The 21,408-nt window shown below is 61.5% G+C and carries 19 protein-coding genes; 16 read left to right on the forward strand and 3 right to left on the reverse strand.

All coding sequences use genetic code 11. The features are described from left to right. The 10 genes from NKK51_RS05455 to NKK51_RS05505 all read left to right on the forward strand — a co-directional run bounded on the left by NKK51_RS05455 (nt 1) and on the right by NKK51_RS05505 (nt 11,032). On the forward strand, nt 1-741 hold the full coding sequence (locus tag NKK51_RS05455; protein WP_128303856.1) for an NAD(P)H-dependent oxidoreductase: 741 nt from the start codon (nt 1-3) through the stop codon (nt 739-741). Next, the gene (locus tag NKK51_RS05460) at nt 734-1,864 is read left to right on the forward strand and encodes a CaiB/BaiF CoA transferase family protein (protein ID WP_128303855.1); all 1,131 of its coding nucleotides are present in this window, start codon (nt 734-736) and stop codon (nt 1,862-1,864) included. The genes NKK51_RS05455 and NKK51_RS05460 overlap by 8 nt, the downstream gene beginning before the upstream one ends. A gap of 10 nt (nt 1,865-1,874) precedes the next feature. Beyond that, the gene (locus NKK51_RS05465; protein ID WP_352551637.1) at nt 1,875-2,717 is read left to right on the forward strand and encodes an HTD2 family dehydratase; all 843 of its coding nucleotides are present in this window, start codon (nt 1,875-1,877) and stop codon (nt 2,715-2,717) included. Further along, the gene (locus tag NKK51_RS05470) at nt 2,711-3,523 is read left to right on the forward strand and encodes an HpcH/HpaI aldolase/citrate lyase family protein (RefSeq protein ID WP_352551639.1); all 813 of its coding nucleotides are present in this window, start codon (nt 2,711-2,713) and stop codon (nt 3,521-3,523) included. Before NKK51_RS05465 ends, NKK51_RS05470 begins: the two co-directional genes overlap by 7 nt. A 26-nt stretch (nt 3,524-3,549) precedes the next feature. Next, on the forward strand, nt 3,550-4,926 hold the full coding sequence (locus NKK51_RS05475; RefSeq protein ID WP_352551641.1) for an MmgE/PrpD family protein: 1,377 nt from the start codon (nt 3,550-3,552) through the stop codon (nt 4,924-4,926). Nucleotides 4,927-5,805: 879 nt separating this feature from the next. Then, nucleotides 5,806-6,300 carry an alcohol dehydrogenase catalytic domain-containing protein gene (locus NKK51_RS05485; RefSeq protein ID WP_352551643.1) on the forward strand — a complete coding sequence of 165 codons (495 nt, stop codon included), beginning with the start codon at nt 5,806-5,808 and terminating at the stop codon, nt 6,298-6,300. After that, nucleotides 6,219-6,602, forward strand: a complete 384-nt coding sequence (locus tag NKK51_RS05490) for a zinc-binding dehydrogenase (protein WP_352551645.1) — start codon at nt 6,219-6,221, stop codon at nt 6,600-6,602. Before NKK51_RS05485 ends, NKK51_RS05490 begins: the two co-directional genes overlap by 82 nt. An 821-nt stretch (nt 6,603-7,423) precedes the next feature. Then, entirely contained in the window at nt 7,424-8,638 is a 1,215-nt protein-coding gene (locus NKK51_RS05495) for a glycosyltransferase family protein (RefSeq protein WP_352551647.1), read from the forward strand. 1 nt (nt 8,639) lies between these two features. Beyond that, nucleotides 8,640-9,884, forward strand: a complete 1,245-nt coding sequence (locus tag NKK51_RS05500) for a glycosyltransferase (RefSeq protein ID WP_128303850.1) — start codon at nt 8,640-8,642, stop codon at nt 9,882-9,884. Beyond that, a complete protein-coding gene (locus NKK51_RS05505; protein ID WP_352551648.1) occupies nt 9,881-11,032 on the forward strand; it encodes a glycosyltransferase family protein in 1,152 nt (383 codons plus the stop codon). The genes NKK51_RS05500 and NKK51_RS05505 overlap by 4 nt, the downstream gene beginning before the upstream one ends. Nucleotides 11,033-11,068: 36 nt before the next feature. Here NKK51_RS05505 and NKK51_RS05510 read toward each other — a convergent pair whose 3' ends face one another. Continuing rightward, entirely contained in the window at nt 11,069-11,734 is a 666-nt protein-coding gene (locus NKK51_RS05510; protein WP_352551650.1) for a class I SAM-dependent methyltransferase, read from the reverse strand. Between the two features lie 233 nt (nt 11,735-11,967). On the opposite strand from NKK51_RS05510, the gene NKK51_RS05515 reads away from it, so the two are divergent. From NKK51_RS05515 to NKK51_RS05525, 3 genes are read left to right on the forward strand one after another with little or no spacing between them, the layout of a single operon-like run. Beyond that, nucleotides 11,968-14,682, forward strand: coding sequence for an ABC transporter transmembrane domain-containing protein (locus NKK51_RS05515; RefSeq protein ID WP_352551651.1), 2,715 nt, complete (start codon nt 11,968-11,970; stop codon nt 14,680-14,682). 34 nt (nt 14,683-14,716) lie between these two features. Further along, nucleotides 14,717-15,163: a cyclic nucleotide-binding domain-containing protein gene (locus tag NKK51_RS05520; protein ID WP_031212612.1), complete on the forward strand. Its 447-nt coding sequence runs from the start codon at nt 14,717-14,719 to the stop codon at nt 15,161-15,163. A gap of 23 nt (nt 15,164-15,186) precedes the next feature. Beyond that, nucleotides 15,187-16,041, forward strand: a complete 855-nt coding sequence (locus NKK51_RS05525; RefSeq protein WP_127320283.1) for an MBL fold metallo-hydrolase — start codon at nt 15,187-15,189, stop codon at nt 16,039-16,041. A 1-nt stretch (nt 16,042) separates the two neighbouring features. Here NKK51_RS05525 and NKK51_RS05530 read toward each other — a convergent pair whose 3' ends face one another. Both NKK51_RS05530 and NKK51_RS05535 read right to left on the reverse strand, forming a co-directional pair. Further along, the gene (locus NKK51_RS05530; protein ID WP_352551653.1) at nt 16,043-16,804 is read right to left on the reverse strand and encodes a polysaccharide deacetylase family protein; all 762 of its coding nucleotides are present in this window, start codon (nt 16,802-16,804) and stop codon (nt 16,043-16,045) included. Continuing rightward, entirely contained in the window at nt 16,801-17,889 is a 1,089-nt protein-coding gene (locus tag NKK51_RS05535; RefSeq protein WP_023809547.1) for a glycosyltransferase family 4 protein, read from the reverse strand. Before NKK51_RS05535 ends, NKK51_RS05530 begins: the two co-directional genes overlap by 4 nt. A gap of 74 nt (nt 17,890-17,963) precedes the next feature. Between NKK51_RS05535 and NKK51_RS05540 the strand changes: the two genes are divergently transcribed. From NKK51_RS05540 to NKK51_RS05550, 3 genes are all read left to right on the forward strand, one after another. Further along, on the forward strand, nt 17,964-19,145 hold the full coding sequence (locus NKK51_RS05540; RefSeq protein WP_081734769.1) for a DUF3095 domain-containing protein: 1,182 nt from the start codon (nt 17,964-17,966) through the stop codon (nt 19,143-19,145). Nucleotides 19,146-19,324: 179 nt separating this feature from the next. Further along, complete coding sequence (locus NKK51_RS05545) at nt 19,325-19,429, forward strand: hypothetical protein (RefSeq protein ID WP_023809549.1); 105 nt, start codon at nt 19,325-19,327, stop codon at nt 19,427-19,429. Between the two features lie 535 nt (nt 19,430-19,964). Further along, nucleotides 19,965-21,299, forward strand: a complete 1,335-nt coding sequence (locus tag NKK51_RS05550) for an adenylate/guanylate cyclase domain-containing protein (protein ID WP_023809552.1) — start codon at nt 19,965-19,967, stop codon at nt 21,297-21,299. The last annotated feature ends 109 nt before the right edge of the window (nt 21,300-21,408 follow it).

The raw sequence follows: 21,408 nt of genomic DNA on the forward strand, positions 1-21,408 counted from the left end.
GTGAACGTCCTCATCGTCTATGCCCACCCGGAAGCAAAATCCTTCAACGGCGCCATGAAGGATCTCGCCGTGGAAACCCTGACCCGCGCAGGCCACGACGTCGTCGTCAGCGACCTCTATGCGATGGGCTTCAATCCTGTCGCCGGGCCTGGCGACATATCAGGCGAGCGCAACGATCCGGACTTCTTCAGCCTGTCGCGCGAGCAGACCGCCGCCTACGAGACCGGCGCACTCTCGGCCGACATCAATACCGAGATCGAAAAACTGAAGCGGGCGGACTTCGTGCTGTTCCAGTTCCCGGTCTGGTGGTTCGGAATGCCCGCAATCCTCAAGGGTTGGGCCGACCGTGTCTTCGCGCGCGGTTTCGCCTATCTGCCGGGCCGCAAATACGACACCGGCATGTTCAGGGGGAAGCTCGCCATGGTGGCCGCCACCACGGGCACGTCGGCCGACACCTACGCGCCCGATGGCATCGACGGCGACATCCTCACGGTGCTGTGGCCGATCCACAATGGTCTGCTGCGCTATTCCGGCTTCGACGTGCTGCCGCCCTTCGTCGCCTATATGCCGGGCCGTGTCGGTGATGACGGCCGCAAGGGCTACCTGGAAGCCTACCGCAAGAGGTTCGAAGACATCGACGGCACGCCGCGACTGTTCTTCCACGCCGCCGAGGATTACGGCAAGGACGAGCGGCTGAAGCCCGGCGTGCTCGCTCGTTCCGGGGTGCAGCGCAATGTCTGACAGCGCCCGCCCGCTGGAGGGCCTGTTTGTCGTTTCGATCGAGCAGGCTGTCGCCGCTCCGCTTTGCACGGTCCGCCTTGCCGACGCCGGCGCGCGCGTCGTGAAGATCGAGCGCCCGGAAGGCGAAACCGCGCGTCACTACGATTCCGCAGTGGAGGGCATGTCGGCTTACTTCGTCTGGCTCAACCGCGGCAAGGAGAGCGCGGTGCTCGACCTGAAGACCGAGCACGACCTGGCTCTCCTGCGCCGGATGGTCGCGCGCGCCGACGTCCTCGTGCAGAATCTCGTGCCGGGCGCCATCGACAGGCTTGGCCTCTCGGCCGATACAATTGCGAAAGAGTTTCCTCGGCTGATAGCCATCAACATCGTCGGCTACGGGCAGGACACGCCCTACGCGGCCATGCGCGCCTACGACATGCTGGTGCAGGCCGAAAGCGGCATCTGCGCCGTTACCGGCACACCGGACACGCCGAGCAAGGTCGGGGTTTCCGCCGCCGACATCGCCACCGGCATGAATGCCCATGCAGCGATACTCGAAGCCTTGTTGGCGCGCCAGAAGACTGGGCGCGGTCGCATTGTCGAGATTGCCATGTTCGACGCCATGGCCGATTGGATGACCGTGCCGCTGCTGCACTACGAATATGCGGGCCGTGAGACCCAGAGATATGGCCTGGCGCACGCTTCGATCTACCCCTATCGACCCTATGCCTGTCGGGATGGCAGCGTGGTCGTGTCCATCCAGCAGAACAATGAATGGAAGCGCTTCTGCACGCTCGTGCTGCAAAGGCAGGATCTGTTCGCCGACGAACGCTTCGCCACCAATACCTGGCGGGTTGCCAACCGCACGGCGCTCGACGCCGTGATCGAACCGATCTTCGCGGCAATCGACTGCGACGAGGCCATAGACCGTCTCGACGAGGCGCAGATCGCCTGGGGCCGGGTGAGTGCAATGCGCGACCTGCCGCACCACAAGGCCCTCCGCCGGACGGAGGTGGCACTGCCGGACGGCAAGCGCATCGCAGTACCGATGCCGGCAGGGCGGCCGGAGGGATTTGCAACGGTTCCCAGCGTCCCCGCGCTTGGAGCCGATACGGACCGGATCCGGTCCGAATTCGCCCCCTGACGAGGACCTCATGAGCCTGGACACAAGCACGCTGCAGGAATGGGTTGGACGCACGCACGAGGTCGAGGATGTTGTGACCCCGCGCCTGCTGGCCAGCTTTGGCGCCACGCTTGGGGACCACGCGGCGCAGACTGCCGAGGGCGCGGCCGCGCCCGGACTGCACTGGTGCCTGACACCCGACATTGCCGAAATGCGAGAACTCGGACCTGACGGGCACCCGGCCAAAGGCGGCTTCCTGCCGCCGGTGTCGCTTCCACGCCGCATGTGGGCTGCCAGCGATGTGCGTTTCATGGCGCCGATCCGCTCTGGCGACCGCATCCGCCGCAACTCGACATTGACCGCCATAGAGGAGAAACAGGGCCGCACCGGCCCGCTCACCTTCGTCGCGGTCCGGCACGACATCGCCAACGATTCCGGTCCGGTCATCGAGGAGGACCAGACCATCGTCTATCGCGGCGCCGAAGCCGCTGCTGCGCCCCCTGCCCCGCCGGCCAATTCGCCCCTGGCCGCATCGCACGAGCGCACGATCGACATCGATCCCGTGCTGCTCTTTCGATATTCCGCGCTGACGTTCAACGGGCACCGCATCCACTACGACGCGCCCTACGCCACGGGGGTCGAGCACTATCCCGGTCTCGTCATCCATGGCCCGCTGCAGGCGACGCTGCTGATGAATTTCGCCACCGCCATTGTGGGCACGTCGCCGCGCCGCTTCTCATTCCGCGGCGTCCATCCGGCGAGCGGCCCACAGCGCCTGCTTCTGAGCGCAACATCCCCAGGCCAGGACGGCATGGCTCTCGAGGCACGGTCGGCCGACGGCCATGTGACGGTGAAGGCCATGGCGCAATGGTGAACTTCGTCATGCCCGTCGTGCCGCTCTTCGTGCCGGGCTCGCGGCCGGAACGGTTTGCCAAGGCCGACAGCAGCGGCGCGGATGCGGTCATTCTCGACCTCGAGGATGCCGTAGCCCCTTGCGACAAGGACCGCGCTCGCGATGCGATTCTCGCCAATGCGGCCACGCTGAAATCCGCCGTTGTGGTCCGCATCAACGCCGCGGGAACCCCCTGGCACGAAGCGGACATCGACGCCGTGCGGCGCCTCGACGGCGTCTCCATCATGCTGCCCAAGGCCGAACGTCCGGAGGACGTTGCCGATATGGCCAAGCACATGGCACGCAGCGTTTCCGTCATCGCGCTGGTCGAGAGCGCCGTCGGTCTCGCCAACTTGCCGGACATATTGGCCACCTCTGGCGTCGTTGCCGTCGCCTTCGGCTCGGTCGACTTCTCGCTCGATCTCGGTTGCGCGCATGATCGGCTGATCCTGCTTGCGGCTCGCAGCGAAATCGTCTGGCGCTCGCGCGCCGCTGGCCGGGCCGCGCCGATCGACGGCGTAACGACCGACCTGAGCAATCCTGAAATCACGGAGGATGACGCCCGCCACGCCATGAAGATGGGTTTTGGCGGCAAGATGGCCATCCATCCGAGGCAGATCGAGCCGATTCGCAATGGCTTTCGCCCGAGCGAAAATGACATCACATGGGCACGCGACATCATTGGCGCGGCCTCATCAGGCGAAGCCAGCCAGGTGAACGGCGAGATGGTGGATCGGCCGGTCATCGAACGTGCAAGGCAGGTCCTGCGCCGGGCCGCTTTGGTCTAAAGGGCATGCCAGAGGAGGAGCAACAGATGAGCACGGACACCGCCGATTGGCCGACCGCCAGGCTCTGCTCGTTCATCGCCGAACTCGACTTCGAACAGATCCCGCCGCGCGTCGTTCATTTCGCGAAAGGACTGATGATCGACTGGCTCGGCTCGGCGCTGGCCGGCAAGGGTGCGCACCAGGTCGAGATCATCGACGGCTTTGCGCGTGCCATGGGGCCGGCGGACGGCCCAAGCACCGTCATCCCGACGCGGCGGCGCACAAGCCCCTATTTCGCGGCGATGGTCAATGCGGCGGCCTCCCATATCGTGGAACAGGACGACGTTCACAACGGCTCGGTCTTTCACCCGGCGGCCGTGATCTTTCCGGCGGTCCTGGCGGTTGCCGAGGCTGAGGGGAAGACCGGCCGCGACGTCCTGACTGCCTGCATCGCCGGCTATGAAGTGGGCATCCGCGTAGGAGAATTCCTCGGACGCTCGCACTACGAGATATTCCACACCACCGGCACCGCCGGCGCTGTCGCCGCGGCCGCGGCGGTCGGCAGATTGATCGGACTGGACGCAGCCGGTCTCAACCATGCTCTCGGCTCCGCCGGCACCCAGGCGGCAGGGCTCTGGGAATTCTTGCGCGATGCCGCCGATTCCAAGCAGCTTCATACGGCGCGAGCCGCCGCCAACGGCCTGTTTTCTGCCTATCTGGCACGCGATGGCTTCAAGGGGGCCGCGCAGATCCTCGAAGGGAAAAAGGGCATGGCTTCAGGCATGTCCAGCGACGCCGATCCGGCCCGCCTGACGGACGGCCTCGGCAGCCGTTGGGCAACCGAGGAGACCTCCTTCAAATGGCACGCCGCCTGCCGGCACACCCATCCGGCCGCTGATGCGCTGCAGCTTCTCATGCGCCGCGAGGGGCTCGGTCCGGACGACATCGCTGATGTGGTAACCCATGTCCATCAGGGAGCCATCGATGTCCTGGGCGCGGTGGTCATTCCACAAACCGTCCACCAGGCGAAGTTCTCCATGGGCACAGTGTTGGGCCTCATCGCCGTCCATGGCGTCGCCGATCTCGACGCGTTCGAACACCAAGCACTTGCCGACACGCGCGTCGCCCGTTTCCGCGCCAAGGTGCGGATGGAGTTCGACGCCGAGATCGACAGACTTTATCCCAAGCAATGGGTCGGCAAGGTGAGCGTCATGACCATTGACGGCCGCAGACTCGATACCCGCGTCGACGAGCCCAAGGGCGACCCCGGCAACACGCTTGCGAAACAGGAACTGGAAGCCAAGGCCATACGCCTTGCCGAATTTCGAGGCGGCGCCACCGCCGACGAGATGCGCGCGTGTATAGCCCGCATCTGGAGACTCGGTCAGCCCGGAAGCACGGCGCATATATTTGCTGAGAGTTAGCCCGCTATTGCGCCGAAGGACTGCATCCGCCCGAACGGATGGAGAATTGCCCGCGGCCGGTCGTGCTATGGGGCGTGCGCAGGAGCGACCGCAGTTGACTTCAGAGGCGATGTCAGCTTTCGGGAGATCACCCAGCGTCGAACGGCCGACTTGAAGCGCATTGCTGCCATTTGCGAAGATTGAACAAACGCTACTGAATTTTGTCGTCAATTGCGAACGAGCGCATAGCGGGCAGTTCGATTCCTTTCGCGCCGTCAACGAGATCGATGGAGGTTCGCCAACCTGATTTGGCTAACCGAGGTAAATAAAACACACTAACTTATTGATAAACAATGGTTATGGTGGGCCCGGAGGGCATATTAAATCCTTCGTTTTGTTGAGTTTTTCGTGGGCCAGAATCTGAAAGCTTCCCGTATCGTTTCGTATGCTCCCGCGACCCCAAACTGCCGACCATAGCTGACCTCGTTTTACGAACGTTGGGAGCAGGGTCCAGAACGGCGGAAATGGGGCCGGAACCTGACTGGCAGCTTCGCGACTTCGGGATGGCCCTAGCGGACGTTTTACAAGTCTGGAATGTCCCATCGGAGACTCGACGACGTCGCTAGGCGAGAAGCGCCGAAACGCTTGTCCAATTATCCCCGGCCCGTTCCGCTTCGATCGCCTCATCAGGAGGCCTCTGGTCGCGCACCAACTTGACGATCTGTTAGCCATGGCAATTGTCGACTAGTATACTTAGCTGGAGTGTTCATGCTGAGGTTCTTGTCAGCGCGCCGCAGTCGCTAGAAATCCGGCCGGGCGCCATGCCACAGCCCGGCGCCAGCGAAGTGGTCGTTCACGTCAGCCGTGCCGGCATCTGTGGCTCCGACATTCACATCCTGCATGGCTCCAATCCGTTCGCCGTTCTATCCGCGCGTCATCGGCCATGAGTTCGCGGGCACCGTCACCGCGCTCGGACGCCATGTGACCGCCGTTGCCGTGGGAGGAGGCCGCGCGGTGGTCGACCCCGTGGTGTCGTGCGGCCACTGCTATCCCTGCCGGATCGGCCGTTCCAATGTCTGCGCCAACCTCGAAGTGATCGGCGTCCATCGCGACGGCGGTTTCCGTAACTTCGTCGCCGTCCCGGCGCATAATGCCATTCCAATTCCGGCCGACATGCCGTTCAGTCTGGCGGCGCTGGCCGAACCGATTTCGATTGCCGCCAACGTCCTCGACCGCACCGGCTGTGGCTCTGATGATACCCTGCTGATCAGGGTGCCGGAACCGTCGGCGTCACGGTGCTGCAGGTTGGCAAAATGCATGGTGCCCGCTGCATCGTGGCCGACATCGATGAAGCTCGCCTCGAGCGGGCGCTACGCTTCGGTGCGGACCGGGTGATCCACTCCGTGCGCGATCCCGTGCCGGCCGCGGTGCGCACGGAGAATGACGGTCTTGGCCCGACAATGGTCATCGACGGCGCCGGCATTCCCGCACTTCTTGACGAGGCCTGCCGCTTGGCCAGTCCGGCGGGCCGCATCGACCTGCTCGGCTTTTCGAATGCCCCGTCCAACCTCAGCCAACAGAAAGTGGTGCGCAAGGAACTGACCATCGTCGGCTCGCGCCTGAATCGCCGGCTGTTGCCACGCGTCGTCGAATGGCTGGCCGACAAGCGGCTCGATCCGCAAGGCATGATCAAGTAGCCTATAACTCATTGAAATTGCACTAAAATATCCTAAAATTCCAAAAGGGACCGACAATAGAGCCGTCAAAAAAATTACGCTTTTGGTTTTAAAGGGAATTCGCCGCAAAGAATTTTCGAGGGTTCACCAACTATCGGGACCAATCGGGCGATTTTTGTACCTCACGACGTTCGACGGCCTGCCCAAGCCGTTTAAAGAAGTGCCGTCACCGCTCCAATAAGGCATTGGCATGGGCCATAACGATCGACAAGCAACCGGTGTCGCACACACCCTGCAGTTGGTGGTGTGTTGCGACCGCGCTGGCATCCACTCGATTCTTGCTGAAATTCCGGCTAGCTTGGCGACAGATGGCTCAATTTCTGGTCGGTGAATCACAATGAGACCGCCCGTCAAGAGAATAATGGGCGGCACCTTTGGTCCCGAGGCGAGTGCAATGGCGCACGAATGAATTCTACAACAATGCGCCGTGCGACGCCAGCGACCTTGCCCTTTCGTATGCGATCAAGCAATTGGCTATATGGGCAAGATAGGGGAATTTCACCTTTACCAGTCCGGATCGGAATCAAAAGGGATGATTTCTGCCGATTTTTTTGACATCGCTTTCCTCCTCGATCCATCCCACAATACAACAGGAAGTCTCTGCTCACACCCGCGCGGCGATATCCGCCACCCATCTAGTTCCGGACTCGCGATCAGAAAGCATATCTGAACGGCATTCCATAGAAGCAATATAAATTGAAAATTGCGGCCAAACCCAGGATGGTTTCGAAGCCGGCGGGCCACTCACGGTCTCAAGGCGAGAATTTAAGAGACGTTCAAGAATGACCCAGCACGCAGAAAACGCTCGAATTCTCATGTACAGCCACGACACGTTCGGGCTCGGCCACTTGCAGCGCTGCCGGACTATCGCGCATTCGCTGGTCGAGGATTTCCGTGGGCTTCAGGTGCTTATCATTTCGGGTGCGACTATCGCCGGCGCCTTCGACTACCGCGCCCGTGTCGACTTCGTGAAGATCCCCAGCGTCATCAAGTTGCGCAACGGCGAATACACCTCGTTGGAAAAGGACATCGATCTGCATGAGACGCTAAGGATGCGTCAGTCGATCATTCGCCACACAGCCGAGACCTTCCGGCCGGATATCTTCATCGTCGACAAGGAACCGCTCGGCCTGCGCGGTGAGATTGAGGACACGCTGTCCTACCTCAAGACGCGGGGCACCACGCTGGTGCTTGGCCTGCGCGAGGTGATGGATGCACCGCATCTGCTCGAAGCAGAGTGGGCGCGCAGGGATGTGATGCGCAAGATAGGCCTGTTCTACGACAAGGTCTGGGCCTATGGGCCGCCGGATTTCTACGATCCATTGACCGGCTTGGATGTGCCGCCGGCTGTCAGGGCAAAAATGAGATTCGTCGGTTTCCTGCAACGGAGCCTGCAGCGGAACCAGTTGCCCGGCCACCGGCCAGAGGGCGACTATATCCTGGTTACCACCGGTGGCGGCGGCGACGGCGCCGAATTGATTCACGACGTCATCGATGCTTATCAGCACGATCCGAAATTGCAGCACAAGGCGCTGATCGTGCTTGGGCCTTACATGCCGGCTCGCAAGCGCAACAAGTTGCTGAAGAAGGGGGCCACGATCCCCTACATCAAGATTATCGAGTTCGACAACCGCATGGAAGACCTGATTGCCGGCGCCAAGGCGGTAGTGGCGATGGGCGGTTACAATACTTATTGCGAGATACTATCTTTCGACAAGCCGGCGCTCATCGTGCCGCGCATCGAACCCCGCCAGGAACAACTGATCCGCGCGCGGCGCGCAGCCGAACTGGGCCTCGTCGAAATGCTTTTGCCGGAGGAAGCCAAGGACTCGCAGCGATTTGCCGATGCACTGGTGGCGCTGCCGAATCGGCCTCGTCCATCCCAGAGTAATCCACATCTGACCCTGGAAGGGCTCCCTCATATTTCCGAAATCGTCGCGGAATTGCTCGACCGGCAGGTTGGCCCTCACCTTTCGGTTATTGAAGGCATGAACTGAGTTGCAACATCGCAAGATCGTCGTGGTTCTGAAGGGTTATCCGCGCCTGTCGGAAACCTTCATCGCGCAGGAACTGCTCGGACTGGAGCGTGCGGGGTTCGATCTGATACTCGTTGCGCTCAGGCGGCCGACCGACGCAAAACGCCACCCCGTGCATGACGAGATCAAAGCGCCCGTCCATTATCTGCCGGAATATCTGCATGAAGAGCCGCTGCGCGTGGTTCGCTCGCTTTCTGCTTGTTTGCTGCGGCCGGGCTTCTGGCGTGCACTGGGATCGCTGGCCGTCGATATGCCGCGCGACTTTACGCGCAATCGCGCGCGCCGTTTCGGGCAAGCGCTCGTGCTAGCGGCCGAATGGCCCGAAGACGCGGTATGGCTGCATGCGCATTTCGCCCACACGCCGGCATCGGTGACGCGCTATGCCAGCCAGCTTCTTGGTCTGCCCTGGAGCTGCTCGGCCCATGCCAAGGACATCTGGACTTCGGCGGATTGGGATCTGGCCAGCAAGCTTTCCTCGGCGCGCTGGACGGTAACTTGCACGAAAACCGGCTTCGACCGTCTGAAAAAACTCGCCGACGGCAACTCGTCAGTGCATTTGAGCTATCATGGGCTCGACCTTGATCGCTTCGGCATTTTCGGCGAGGCACGAAAACAGCATGACGGCTCGGTGCCGGACGAACCGGTTATCGTTCTGAGTGTCGGGCGCGCCGTTGCAAAGAAAGGTTACGACACCTTGCTGGAGGCCCTTGCCCTCTTGCCCGGTGATTTAGCGTGGCGTTTCGAGCATATTGGCGGCGGCGAGGAACTGGAACGGCTCAAGGCGTTGGCGCAAAAGCTCGGACTGGATGGTCGCATCTCTTGGAAAGGCGCGCTCGCGCAGGAAGAGGTGCTTGAGCACTACCGCCGCGCCGATATCTTCGCCCTGGCCTGCAGGATCACCGCAAATGGTGACCGCGATGGTCTGCCGAATGTTCTGGTGGAGGCGGCCAGCCAGCGGCTTGCCTGCGTGTCGACCGATATCTCCGGCGTGCCGGAGCTTTTATCGCCGGATGAAACCGGGCTGCTGGTTCCGACGGAAAACCCAATTGCCCTGGCACAGGCGCTGGAGCGGCTGATCCGTGATCCCGTGCTGCGTGCCCGCCTCGGCGACACCGCAGAGGCGCGCGTGCGCGGCAATTTCGATCACATGGCAAGCATCGGACAGCTCAAGGAGCTGTTCGAACGGGAGTGGCGGGCCGCCGAATGAAGCGGCTGCGCGCGTTCTTCTATGTCCAGCACCTGCTCGGCATCGGCCATCTCGCGCGCTCCAGCCGCGTCGCGGCGGCTCTGGTCGATGACGGGTTTGACGTAACCATCGTCACTGGCGGAGCGCCGGTCGCGGGGTTTCCGGGATCGGGGGCAATATCTGTAACCCTGCCATCTGTCACCTCCGGTGATGAAGGATTTTCCGGTCTTGTCGACCTGCAGGGCAAGCCCATCGACGATGATTTCAAGAAACGGCGTTCCGAGATGCTGCTGCAGGCATTCCGGGATTGCAGGCCTGATATCGTCATTGTCGAGGCGTTTCCATTTGGGCGCCGGCAGATGCGTTTCGAACTCTTGCCGCTGATCGAGGCCATCGACGCGGCGTCGCCCAGACCGCTGCTGGTGACGTCAGTCCGTGATATCCTTCAGGAGCGCGTCAAGCCGGGCCGAAACGAGGAAACGGTCGCTCTCGTTAACAGGCATTTTGACCTTGTCATGGTCCATGGCGATCCGGCTTTCGCAACCATCGACAAGACATTTCCACTGGCGGGAGCGATCAGGGCCGAGGTTGCGTACACGGGGCTCGTTGCCGCGCCACCAGCGCCCGCGGCCTCCGAGCGTTTCGACGTTGTGGTGTCGGTTGGCGGCGGGGCCGCAGGAAAGAGCCTTGTCCGATCCACCATCGCATTAGCGCGGAATGCCGACAACGCCTGGAAATGGTGTCTGATCACCGGCCCAAACCTGCCGAAGGACGAATTTGACGCGATTACACGCGATGCGACGCCGGGCCTGTCCATCTTCCGGTTTCGCGAGGATTTCGCCAGCTTGCTGACCGGCGCCCGCCTGTCGGTCTCGCAGGCGGGTTACAACACTGTCTGCGATGTCCTGCGCGCGCGCTGTCGCTCGCTGCTCGTTCCCTTTGCAGCCGGCGGGGAAACGGAACAGACGGTTCGAGCCCTTATGCTCGAAGAGCTCGGTCTTGCAACGGTGCGGATGGAAAAGGACCTGACGCCTGAGTGTCTGGCGCAAGCGATCGAACAGGCGCTTGCGGGACCGGCGCCAGCGGCGCATCGTCTCGATCTGGAAGGCGCCCGTCACTCTGCGCAAATCCTGCGCGAGCGGCAACGAACCTGGTCCTCGAAATCCTAACGCAGGTCGCATCTCGTTGGATTCGCGAAACGCGCTTCAAACAGTTCCAATCAGCATGAAGCGCGTATATTTTTTTGTCGGCAGTTCGCCGGAGAACCTGATCTCCCGTAGCGCCGCCATTGCTTCGAAGGCTGCAAGCGAAGCCACGCAGTTGATGTGCGTCGGCTCGCTGAAGTAATCGTTCGATTGCAGCAGCACATTCGTGCCCCGCGGAAGCAGGGCAAGCCAGGCACCCAGCTCGGCTATGTGTTCGCAGCTCGTATTGACCACTAGGTCGGGCCGCCCGGCGGCATAGTCGAGTGCGTACATATCTTCCGTCAGCGCCCGGAAGCGGTCGCCGGCTTCCCGGTTGAGGGTCCGGGCGACCGGCCCGACTTCCGGATCGATGTCGATGCTGTCGATCGCCGCAATGCCGAAACGGGCGTCGTTGAAAAGCATTGCCGGCAATACGCCGTACCATCCACCCAGCACCCATATACGCCCGAACCGGCCGCCGCAGCTTCCAAACAGCTCGTCGAGCGCCCACATCTTGCAAGCGACCTGCTTGTGGTTGAAGGCGTTGGCGATGTCGGCCGTCGGATGCTTGGCGATGACGCGCGCCAGCCCGGCGACGAGAGGGTGGTCGACATAGGCGGCAATTCCCCGGGCGAGATCCAAGGCTTGTTCGTGCCCGCCGGCATTGCGTGCTTGTGTGACATCCATCATATTCGTCCTCTATGTTGGGATTTCGGGCGACACAACGCAATATTGCCTCACGCGAGCCTGTTCGACTTGCGGATAAGACGATGCCGCCAGCCGTTTCGCCGTTGCACGGTGGCGAAGGGGGCCGATTGCGTCTGTCCCGACCAGCGGCGTCCATCCGCGAAGACATTGCCGATACATCGTTTGCCAGCAGGTGCTTTCACCGCCTGCATCCTCCAAACTGACAGTCGCATATGGAACCCAGCCTAGCCCGCTATATCTGGACGCACACCCGGAAGCAGCAGATCTGGATATTGATGATCGTCCTGCTTTCGATGATCCCATATTTCATGTCCTTCGACCTGCCGAAGCTGATCGTCAACGGCCCGATCCAGGGGAAGGGGTTCGAGCAACCCGGCACGACCCTGCCCTTCATGAGATTGCACTATAACCTGCCGTTCATTGGCGAGGTCCAGTTCTTCTCCGGTTTTCAGCTTGACCGCAAGGAGACGCTGCTTGCCCTGAGCCTTGTGTTCCTCTTGCTGGTCGTCATCAACGGCCTGTTCAAACTCTACATCAACACCTACAAGGGCCGCCTCGGCGAACGCATGCTGCGGCGTATTCGCTTCGATCTGATCGATCGTGTGCTGCGGTTTCCGCCGATTTACTTCAAGCGGGTGAAATCCGCCGAAGTGGCGACCATGGTGAAGGATGAGGTGGAGCCGCTGGGCGGCTTTATCGGCGATGCCTTCCTGCAGCCGGTGCTGCTCGGCGGCCAGGCGCTGACGGCCATGCTGTTCATCATGGTCCAGAACGTCTGGCTCGGAATGATAGCGGTGGTGATCGTGATCATCCAGATCGTACTCATCCCGCGGATGCGGCGGCGGCTGCTCGTGCTTGGGCGCCAACGGCAGTTGACGGCGCGCGCGCTTTCTGGCCGGGTTGGCGAAATCGTTGACGGCATCGGCGCGGTTCACGTCCACGATACGTCGAACTACGAGCGCGCCGACATAGCTGCTAGGCTAGGGCTCATCTTCAAGATCCGCTTCGATCTTTACCAATGGAAATTCATGGTAAAGTTCCTCAACAATTTTCTCGCACAGCTCACGCCCTTTCTGTTCTACATGATCGGCGGGTATCTGGTCATCGGGGGCCGGCTGGACGTCGGCCAGCTCGTGGCGGTGATCGGAGCCTACAAGGACCTGCCCGGACCGATGAAGGAACTGATCGACTGGGATCAGGATCGGCAGGATGTCCAGGTCAAATATCAGCAGGTCGTTGAACAGTTCACCGTCGAGGATATCATTGCGCCGGGAATCGCGGCACTGACGATCGACGATCCCGGTCCGATGACAAACCCGCTGTCGGCGGTCGGTCTCTCCATGGCAGACGATGGCGGTGCAATGCTCCTCAACCGTGTCTCCATGCAGGTCAAGCCGGCTGAGACGGTGGCGCTGGTCAGCACCCCGACAGGCGGAGCGGAGGCGCTAGCAGAAGCCTTCGCGCGTCTGAACTGGCCAGAGAGTGGAAAGGTCGCTTCGGGCGCCGATGACCTGCTTGAACTCCCCGAAGCCGTGACCGGCCGGCGCATGTCCTACGCCTCGTCGGATGTTTTCCTGTTCCAAGCAAGCCTGCGCGATAACCTGCTCTACGGGTTGAAGCATGCACCGCTGACATCGGTGACTTATGACGGCGCCGCGGCAGACCAGCAGCGCTGGAACATGGACGAGGCGCGCCGGTCGGGCAATCCGGATTTCGACGTCCATAGCGACTGGATCGACTATGCTTCCGCCGGTGCTACCGGCCCGCACGACCTCTTTGAAGCGGTGCGCCGGGTGCTCGACGCGGTTCTTCTGTCGCGCGACATTCTGGATCTTGGCTTGCGCTCTTCGGCCGACCTCACGCGTCACACGAAGCTCGCCGGGCGGATCGTCGAACTGCGTGCAGCGCTGCGAACCCGGCTGGAACAGGAAGGGCTGCGCGAACTGGTGGTTCCTTTCGAGCCGGGCGCTTACAACACGGAAGCGACGATCGGCCAGAACTTGCTTTTCGGCGCCGCCGCCGGCCCCGAACTGGCCGACAAGGCTCTGGCGGCCAATCCCTACTTTGCTTCCGTGCTGAAGCAGGCCGGCCTCGACAGCACGCTCTACGAGATGGGCATGGAGATCGCCGAACAGGCCATCGAGCTGTTTGCCGACCTGCCGCCAGATCACCAGTTCTTCCAGCAGCTCGCCTTCATGAGCGCCGAGGAGATCCCCGCCTACGAGACCTTGCTGCAGCGGCTCAAGAACCGCCCCTACGAGGCGGTTTCGGAGGCCGACCGCGCCATGATCATCACCTTGAGCTTTGCCTATATCGAGCCCCGGCACCGCTTCGGCCTGCTGACCGACGAGTTGATGAGCAAGATCGTCGCCGCACGCAACCAGTTCTATGAAAACCTGCCGCCCGAACTGCACAACGCGATCGAACGGTATGATCCTGCCAAATACATTGCCGCGGCCACCGTCATGGACAATGTCCTATTCGGCCGTGTGGGAAACAACCATCCCGACGCCCCGGACCGCATACGCTCCATCGTCTATGACATTCTTGACGAGCTGGGGCTCTATGCCGAGCTTCTGGATGTCGGCCTGGACTTCAACGTCGGCGCCGGTGGAAGGCGGCTGACCGGCGGACAGCGACAGAAGCTCGATGTTGCCCGGGCTCTGCTCAAGCGTCCCGATTTTCTCATTCTCAACCGGCCGCTGTCGGCGCTCGACCAGCGCATTCAGGACAAGGTGCTGCGAAACGTGCTCGAGGAAGCCAGACGCGACGGCCATTCGCCGGCAATTGTGTGGGTCGTGACGAGTCCGGCAATGGCGATGATGTTCGATCGCGTTATCGTCTTTGACTCGGGTCAATTGGTGGAAGACGGTACACACGAGACACTTTTGGCAGAGAACGGTATCTTCAAGGAACTTCTGTCATAGTCTGGCAGACGCGAATTTAGGAAGGTTTGCGACAATGCTGCTCAAGGATGAAGTTGGAATGCTGCAACGCGTTCCCTTGTTCTCTGGCATTGAGCCGGCAAAGCTCAAGCTGCTCGCGTTCACATCCGATCGCGTGAATTACAGCGCCGGCCAGATTCTTTTCCGGCAGGGCGACGAGGCAGACGCTGCCTATGTCATCCTTTCAGGCAGGGCGGATATTCTGGTCGATTCCGACAGCGGGCCGATGAAAGTTGCCGAACTGCTGCCAAATTCGATTGTCGGCGAGATCGCCATATTGTGCAACAGCTCCCGCACTGCCACCGTCAGCGCGGCAAGTGATCTGGAGGCCTTGAGAATCCGCAAGGATCATTTCCTGAGGCTTATGAAGGAGTTCCCGGAAATGACCATCGAGATATTGCGGGTTCTTGCCGATCGGCTAAGCCATACGACCGCGGATCTGATCGACGCACGAAGCGCCTAGAGCTATGATGGGCGAAAGGTAGCATGGACGACGATTTTTTCCTGGTCAGATTTTGGGGCGTGCGCGGCAGCATTGCTGTATCCGGGCCAGAATTCGCTCGCTATGGCGGCAACACAATCTGCATTGAGATGCGATGCGGCAAGCATACGCTTCTGTTCGACGCAGGCTCTGGCCTGCGGCCTGCCGGCAGGGCGCTTCAGGCGTCGGATGTGACCGATTTCGACCTGCTTTTCACCCATTGCCATTACGATCACATCATCGGGCTGCCGGCTTTTGCGCCTATCTTCGACCCGAGCGTCAAGCTTACGCTTTGGTCCGGGCATCTTGCAGGACGCATGACGACCCGGCAGATTATCGATGAGTTCATACGGCCGCCGTGGTTTCCGGTGAAAATGAACGTCTGCAAGGCAAATCTCGACTGCCGCGATTTCGTATCCGGAGACGTGCTTCGGCCGCGCGAAGGGGTGGTGGTTCGGACCGGCAGTCTCACCCATCCGGGAGGCTGCATAGGCTACCGGATCGAATGGGGCGGCCGCGTCGTGGCGGTGATCACCGACACCGAGCACGAGCCGGACAAACTCGATCAGTCGGTGCTCGACCTGATCGAAGATGCCGACCTCGTCATTTACGATTGCACCTACACCGAGAAGGAAATGGAACGCCGCCGCGGTAACGGTCACTCGACATGGCAACAGGGCGTCAAGCTCTGTGAGGCGGCCGGTGCACGGGCGCTTGCACTGTTTCACCACGATCCGACACGCACCGACGAGCAACTGGACGAGATGGAGAAGCTGGCCAAGGACAGGTTTGCCGGCGCTTTTGCCGCGCGGGATGGCCAGATGCTCAAGTTCCCGGTCTCATCGCACAGAAAGCGCTGAGCTATTTTCCTTTACCCGCGTGGCGCCCGATCAATGTCCTGATCGGAAGCCATGCACAGGGTTCAGCCTGTGCGGTGACTGTCAACAATCGTTCGAGGAAAAGCCAGGCCGATTCATCATGTACAAGATGGTGGGTGAGCAGGCCGATCGGCTCGCCGTCGGATGCATGCTGCAAGTGTGCGATGATAGCCTGGACCAATACACCATGATCGCGGCAGCCGCGCGTGCCATGCCAATCCATGATGTCGACATTGCTGTTGATGACCGCCAATGAAGCCGGCTTCGGCGGCCCATAGACTGACAAGGCCGCAAAACCTATCGATCCAAGGTCGGATACCACGCCGGCGTCGATCCTGTTCCAGGGCGGCACCAGCATCGGAACGGCACGTGCGCCGTGCAGGCCGGTTACTCGCGACAGTCCGCGAGCCAGATCATCGAGCACCGCCTCGCGTGGCCGATGCGCGCCGAGCTCCTGCTTTTTCTGGTCCTCGGGCGCATGAGTCCGGTGCGCCCAGCCATGGATGGCGACCGTGGCATGCGGGGCCTCGTCGAGCCGGGCGACAAGCTTCGCGTCGGTCAGGGCCGGAATGACGGCCAGAGTGACCGGAACCGCGAATTCACCGGTGAGGTCGAGCAGCCGATCAAGCGCAGGCGTCGGATACACGGCGTCGTCGTCGCGCAGCCAGAACTCCGCCTTTCGGCCCGCCCGTTGCAGGCGCGTCAGCTCTTCCACCAAGGGCTGCCAGATCGGATCGGACGTCATGAGACCGGGACCTTCGCAATAAGTTCGGCCAGACGCGCAGCTGCGCCACCGAGGGAACGTTCTTCGAGAACGAAACGCCGGGCTTCCGCGGCCATGATGGTTCTTTCGTCGTCCCGGGCCAGAAGCCTTTCAATGGCGGAAGCGAACGCCGCGACATCGCCCGGCGGGGTGAGAAACCCGGTCTGGCCATCCCGCACGACCTCCGGCACGCCGGCGATGTCCTGGGCCACCACCGGAAGGCCGGCGGCCTGTGCTTCAAGATAGGCAACGCCGTAGGCCTCGCCATAACCCGGCCAGACATAGATTCCCCCGGTATAAAGGACATCCGGCACGGCGGCAGGCTCGATCGAGCCGATCCATTCGATACGATCGGCGGGCAAGCCGGCGAATTGCGCTTCGACCTCGTCGCGAGCTGGCCCGTCTCCGACGACCGACATGGTCCAGGGCATATGGCCGATCAAGCCGAGCGCTTGCGCCAGCATGCGATAGCTGCCCAGTTTGTCGCCCGGGCGCATCATGGCGACGGTAACGAGGCGCGTCGGACAACCCCGTGCCGGGATTTCCCGGAATGCCGATATGTCGATGAAGGGCGAAAGCATACCGAAAGCGGCCTTGGGAATAGCATCCGCCAGTCCCTGACGATCCCTTTGGGTGAAGCAGATGTTCAGAGCCGCTTGTTCGATGGCTCGCGCCACCAATGCTTGGCTATCGGCCCACAAGCCGGCATTGCGTCGCCTGGAATAGGAGGCTTCCGCTGTCACATAGGGGACAGCAAAGGCCGACGCCAGCTCCGGCCCGATCAAGTCGGGCGCCTTGTAATAGGGATGGTAGGTGAACCAGAGATCGGGCTTGCCGTCACGATCCCAAAGCTTGGTCAGCCGCGCGGCTTCCTCTGCGGCCTCGATCTTGAGTGCCTCGAAACTTTTCGACTCCGGCTGGCGTAGATAGAAGCGCAACTCAGATGCCAATTCGACGCTATGCCCTCCGTACTCCAGCGCTTTGACAAGCATCCGTGCCATCTGGCGGTCGCCGGAGACAACGGGATGATTGGGTGACTTCAGCGGCGCGTAGAAGGCAATTCGCATCGCGCGACCCTATCATCGGAAAGCCTGCGCAAGTCAATTTCCAAGCGTGATCGACTTCACCTTCAAGTCGTGGAATGTGCTATCTGATGGCCATGGAAACAGCTGTCGCGTCCGACCCTTTTGTCGCTTCTTTGCCGGTCTTCGCAAAGTTCGAAAGCGTTGCCGATATCGATAACTATCGGCCCCTCCCCGATGGCTGGGCGCTGGCCACTGCCGACATTGTCGGCTCGACCAAGGCGATCGAGGCGGGGCGCTATAAAACCGTCAATATGGCCGGCGCAAGCGTCATTTCGGCGCTGCTCAATGCGCTGGGTCGGCAAGATCTCCCCTTTGTCTTCGGCGGCGACGGCGCACTCGTGGCGTTTCCCGGCTCGGCGCTGGAGATCGCCCGCAACGCGCTGGCGGCCGTCCAAAGATGGGTGGCGGACGAACTGGGCCTGACCTTGCGCGCCGCGATCGTGCCGATAGGGGACATAAGGGCGCAGGGCCTCGACGTTCGCGTGGCGAGGTTCCAGGCCTCCGAAGCGGCCTTCTATGCCATGTTCGCCGGCGGTGGCGGCAGTTGGGCGGAAGCTGAGATGAAAGCGGGGCGCTACCGCATCGATCCTGCGCCGGTCGGCGCGCGGCCGGATCTGACCGGCCTTTCCTGCCGTTGGAACCCGATCGAAGCACGGCATGGCGAAATCGTCTCGATCATAGCCACACCGGGGGCGTCGCGCGACTTGCGCGGGTTTCAGTTTCTGGCTTCCGACATCATCGCCCTCGCCGGCAGGCAGGAGCGCGATGGCCACCCGGTGCCGGTGGACGGCCCGGGCTACAGTCTGCTGCCCGCCGGCCTGGATGTCGAGGCGCGGGCGATGGCCACGGCCGGATGGCGTTGGCGGTCGAAGCTGTGGATCGTGTTCCTGATGACGCTTACGGCTGTAACCGATCGATTTGGCTGGACGATTGGCCGTTTCGATCCGAAGGTCTACAAACGCGAGGTGGCCAGCAATTCGGATTTCCGAAAGTTCGACGACGGCTTGAAGATGACCATCGACGTTGACGCGGATGTGCTGCATCGGATCCAAGACCGGCTGAAGCAGGCGGAAGAGGCGGGCATCTGCAATTATGGCCTGCACCGCCAGAAGTCGGCCTTGATGACCTGCCTCGTCATCTCGCCGCTGCAGCGCGATCATGTTCATTTCATCGATGGCGCCGCCGGCGGCTACGCGATGGCTGCCGCAAGCCTGAAGGCGAAGGCGCCGGTCTGCTGACTGCTTGCGGAAATCGATTTCCGCAATATGCCCTCACTCATGGTTCTTGGCACCGGTGAGCCGCGCCATGGGAGCGGGTAGCCTGTCCGAATTGACGGGAAAGCAGATTTTTGGACGCCTAACGATCAACATATGACCGTCTTCTGAACCGGATTTCGAGGTGCGTCGCGCAAGTCGGCGTGATCGGACCGAGCTATGTCGGGTTGCCGCTGTCGGTTGCGATCGCACGCGCCGGGTTCCCGGTTTCCGGCTTCGACATCGAAGCCCGGAAGGTCGATGCCTGAGCAACGGCCAATCCTACTTGAGGCAGTGACGTCGACAGCCGTGCCGGCCGGGCGGTTCCGCACCACTGCGGATTTGCCGAACTAGCCGTCTGCGATGCCATCATAATCTGCGTTCCGACACCGCTGACGAAACACCGGGAGCCGGAGAGGATCCCCGAAGGATCCGATGCTGTCGTCGTGGCAACCTACCACGACGCGATCGACTATCAGGCGATCGCTGATCACGCTCCTCTGGTCGTCGACACACGCAATGATTTTGGCCGCCTCGGGCTGGTCCAAGCGACAGTGGTGGTGAAGGCCCGACGATGTCTGAGACGGCGAATTCTTTGCCCGATGTCAGGATCGAGATTGCACTCCGCCGGAAGCCTCGCCACATAGGGTTCCAGGTGATAGATGCTGTTTACGCCTGCTTCCTTCCTGCAAGGAGTTATTTAGGAAATTCTTCGCCGGCTTTCGTCGCCGAAGCCGGCTTCACTGCCTTCACTTGTGTGGCGGATCAAAGGAGATGGCTCGTCTTCGACGGGTTTGAGATAGCATGAGCACAGCGCAAGCAGAAGTTTCCACCATTCTCATGGATAAAGTTGCCGACTGGCTGAGCCAATCGGCGCTGGCGGGCAACGACCTGGAAACATTGGTAAAGGGCTTTTGTGAACGGTTGGCTGCTGCCGGCCTGCCGCTGAAGCGGGTGCATTTGAGCTTTTCGATGCTTCATCCGCTCTATGACGCGCTTGGTTTTACCTGGCTTCGCGGCCAGGGCCTGGAAGTGGAAGGCTTCCGCAGTGAGAACGGCGTTCATTCCGACAGATTCCTGACCAGCCCATACTACCATCTGCTCAGCAACAAGCTCGACCACCTGCGGCGCCGGCTTGACCCGTCGGTGCGGTCGGAGTTTCCTGTTTTCGACGACCTCAGGCGTATGGGCGTCACCGATTACATGGCATTCGTGCATCCCTTCAACGGCGATACCAGCCAGGGCATGATGGGGTCGTGGTCGACCGACAGTGCGTCTGGCTTCAGCGACGGCATGATTTCGGCGCTATTGCGGATCCAGAACTATCTCGCTATCGCCACCAAGATGGCGGTGCTCACCAAGCTCGCCGACAACATGATGACCACTTATCTTGGCGGCGACGCCGGCAGACGTGTGCTGGACGGCCAGATCAAGCGCGGCGAGGGTGACACAATCCGGGCCGCACTGGTCATGGGCGATATGCGGGGGTCGACAAGGCTTGCCGAAACCTCCGGTCGCGAAATCTACATCGATACGCTGAACCAGTTTTTCGATGCCATCGCTGCACCTTTCAATCGCAAAGGCGGGCAGATCATGAGTTTCCTGGGGGATGGCTTCATCGCCGTCTACCCCTGCGAAAGGCATCGCTCGCAGTCCGAGATCGCCTGCCAGGCTGCTCTTGCGGCAGCGCACAAGGCCAGCGCGCGCATGATGGAGCTCAATCTGCGCAGAAAGGAGCAGGGGTTGGGCGACATAAAGTTTGGTATCGGCCTGCATGTCGGCAATGTGATGTTCGGCAATGTCGGACTTACCGACCGGCTGACATTCTCTGTCTTCGGCTCGGCTGTAAACGAGGTCCAGCGTCTCCAGACCCTGACCAAGAAATATCCGCACAGCGTTCTCGCCAGCAAGGACTTCGCCAGCTATTGCGGCGACAACAGTTGGCTGACGCTCGGCACGGAGGAACTGGCGGGTATCAAGCAGAAGCTGACGGTGCTTTCACCCGATTTGTCGGGTGCTCTCGCGCTCGATGAAGACGCTGCGCCGATTCACGACCGGATATCGGACGCCGAGCAGGTCATGCTGCTTCATCGCGATGCCGCGCGGTTGTCGGCAAGCGACCGGAGGAAACTCCAGTAACCGACACGATCCGGTCCGAAAGCCTTGGTGTGCAGCCCGGTCGCCGGTTCCGTCGCGGAATTCGATTCGAATCCAAGTTGCTCTAGGCTGGCAATACGCTAGTCTCGCT

Source organism: Mesorhizobium sp. M0011, assembly GCF_040324155.1.
GTDB lineage: Bacteria > Pseudomonadota > Alphaproteobacteria > Rhizobiales > Rhizobiaceae > Mesorhizobium.

Coding starts and splice junctions, on each gene's coding strand:
- NKK51_RS05520 (WP_031212612.1), top strand. CDS start 14,717: ATGCTGCTCAAGGATGAAGTTGGAATGCTGCAACGCGTTCCCTTGTTC.
- NKK51_RS05505 (WP_352551648.1), top strand. CDS start 9,881: ATGAAGCGGCTGCGCGCGTTCTTCTATGTCCAGCACCTGCTCGGCATC.
- NKK51_RS05530 (WP_352551653.1), bottom strand. CDS start 16,804: ATGACGTCCGATCCGATCTGGCAGCCCTTGGTGGAAGAGCTGACGCGC.
- NKK51_RS05510 (WP_352551650.1), bottom strand. CDS start 11,734: ATGGATGTCACACAAGCACGCAATGCCGGCGGGCACGAACAAGCCTTG.
- NKK51_RS05540 (WP_081734769.1), top strand. CDS start 17,964: ATGTGCTATCTGATGGCCATGGAAACAGCTGTCGCGTCCGACCCTTTT.
- NKK51_RS05465 (WP_352551637.1), top strand. CDS start 1,875: ATGAGCCTGGACACAAGCACGCTGCAGGAATGGGTTGGACGCACGCAC.
- NKK51_RS05550 (WP_023809552.1), top strand. CDS start 19,965: ATGAGCACAGCGCAAGCAGAAGTTTCCACCATTCTCATGGATAAAGTT.
- NKK51_RS05490 (WP_352551645.1), top strand. CDS start 6,219: ATGCATGGTGCCCGCTGCATCGTGGCCGACATCGATGAAGCTCGCCTC.
- NKK51_RS05535 (WP_023809547.1), bottom strand. CDS start 17,889: ATGCGAATTGCCTTCTACGCGCCGCTGAAGTCACCCAATCATCCCGTT.
- NKK51_RS05525 (WP_127320283.1), top strand. CDS start 15,187: ATGGACGACGATTTTTTCCTGGTCAGATTTTGGGGCGTGCGCGGCAGC.
- NKK51_RS05470 (WP_352551639.1), top strand. CDS start 2,711: ATGGTGAACTTCGTCATGCCCGTCGTGCCGCTCTTCGTGCCGGGCTCG.
- NKK51_RS05475 (WP_352551641.1), top strand. CDS start 3,550: ATGAGCACGGACACCGCCGATTGGCCGACCGCCAGGCTCTGCTCGTTC.
- NKK51_RS05515 (WP_352551651.1), top strand. CDS start 11,968: ATGGAACCCAGCCTAGCCCGCTATATCTGGACGCACACCCGGAAGCAG.
- NKK51_RS05485 (WP_352551643.1), top strand. CDS start 5,806: ATGGCTCCAATCCGTTCGCCGTTCTATCCGCGCGTCATCGGCCATGAG.
- NKK51_RS05460 (WP_128303855.1), top strand. CDS start 734: ATGTCTGACAGCGCCCGCCCGCTGGAGGGCCTGTTTGTCGTTTCGATC.
- NKK51_RS05495 (WP_352551647.1), top strand. CDS start 7,424: ATGACCCAGCACGCAGAAAACGCTCGAATTCTCATGTACAGCCACGAC.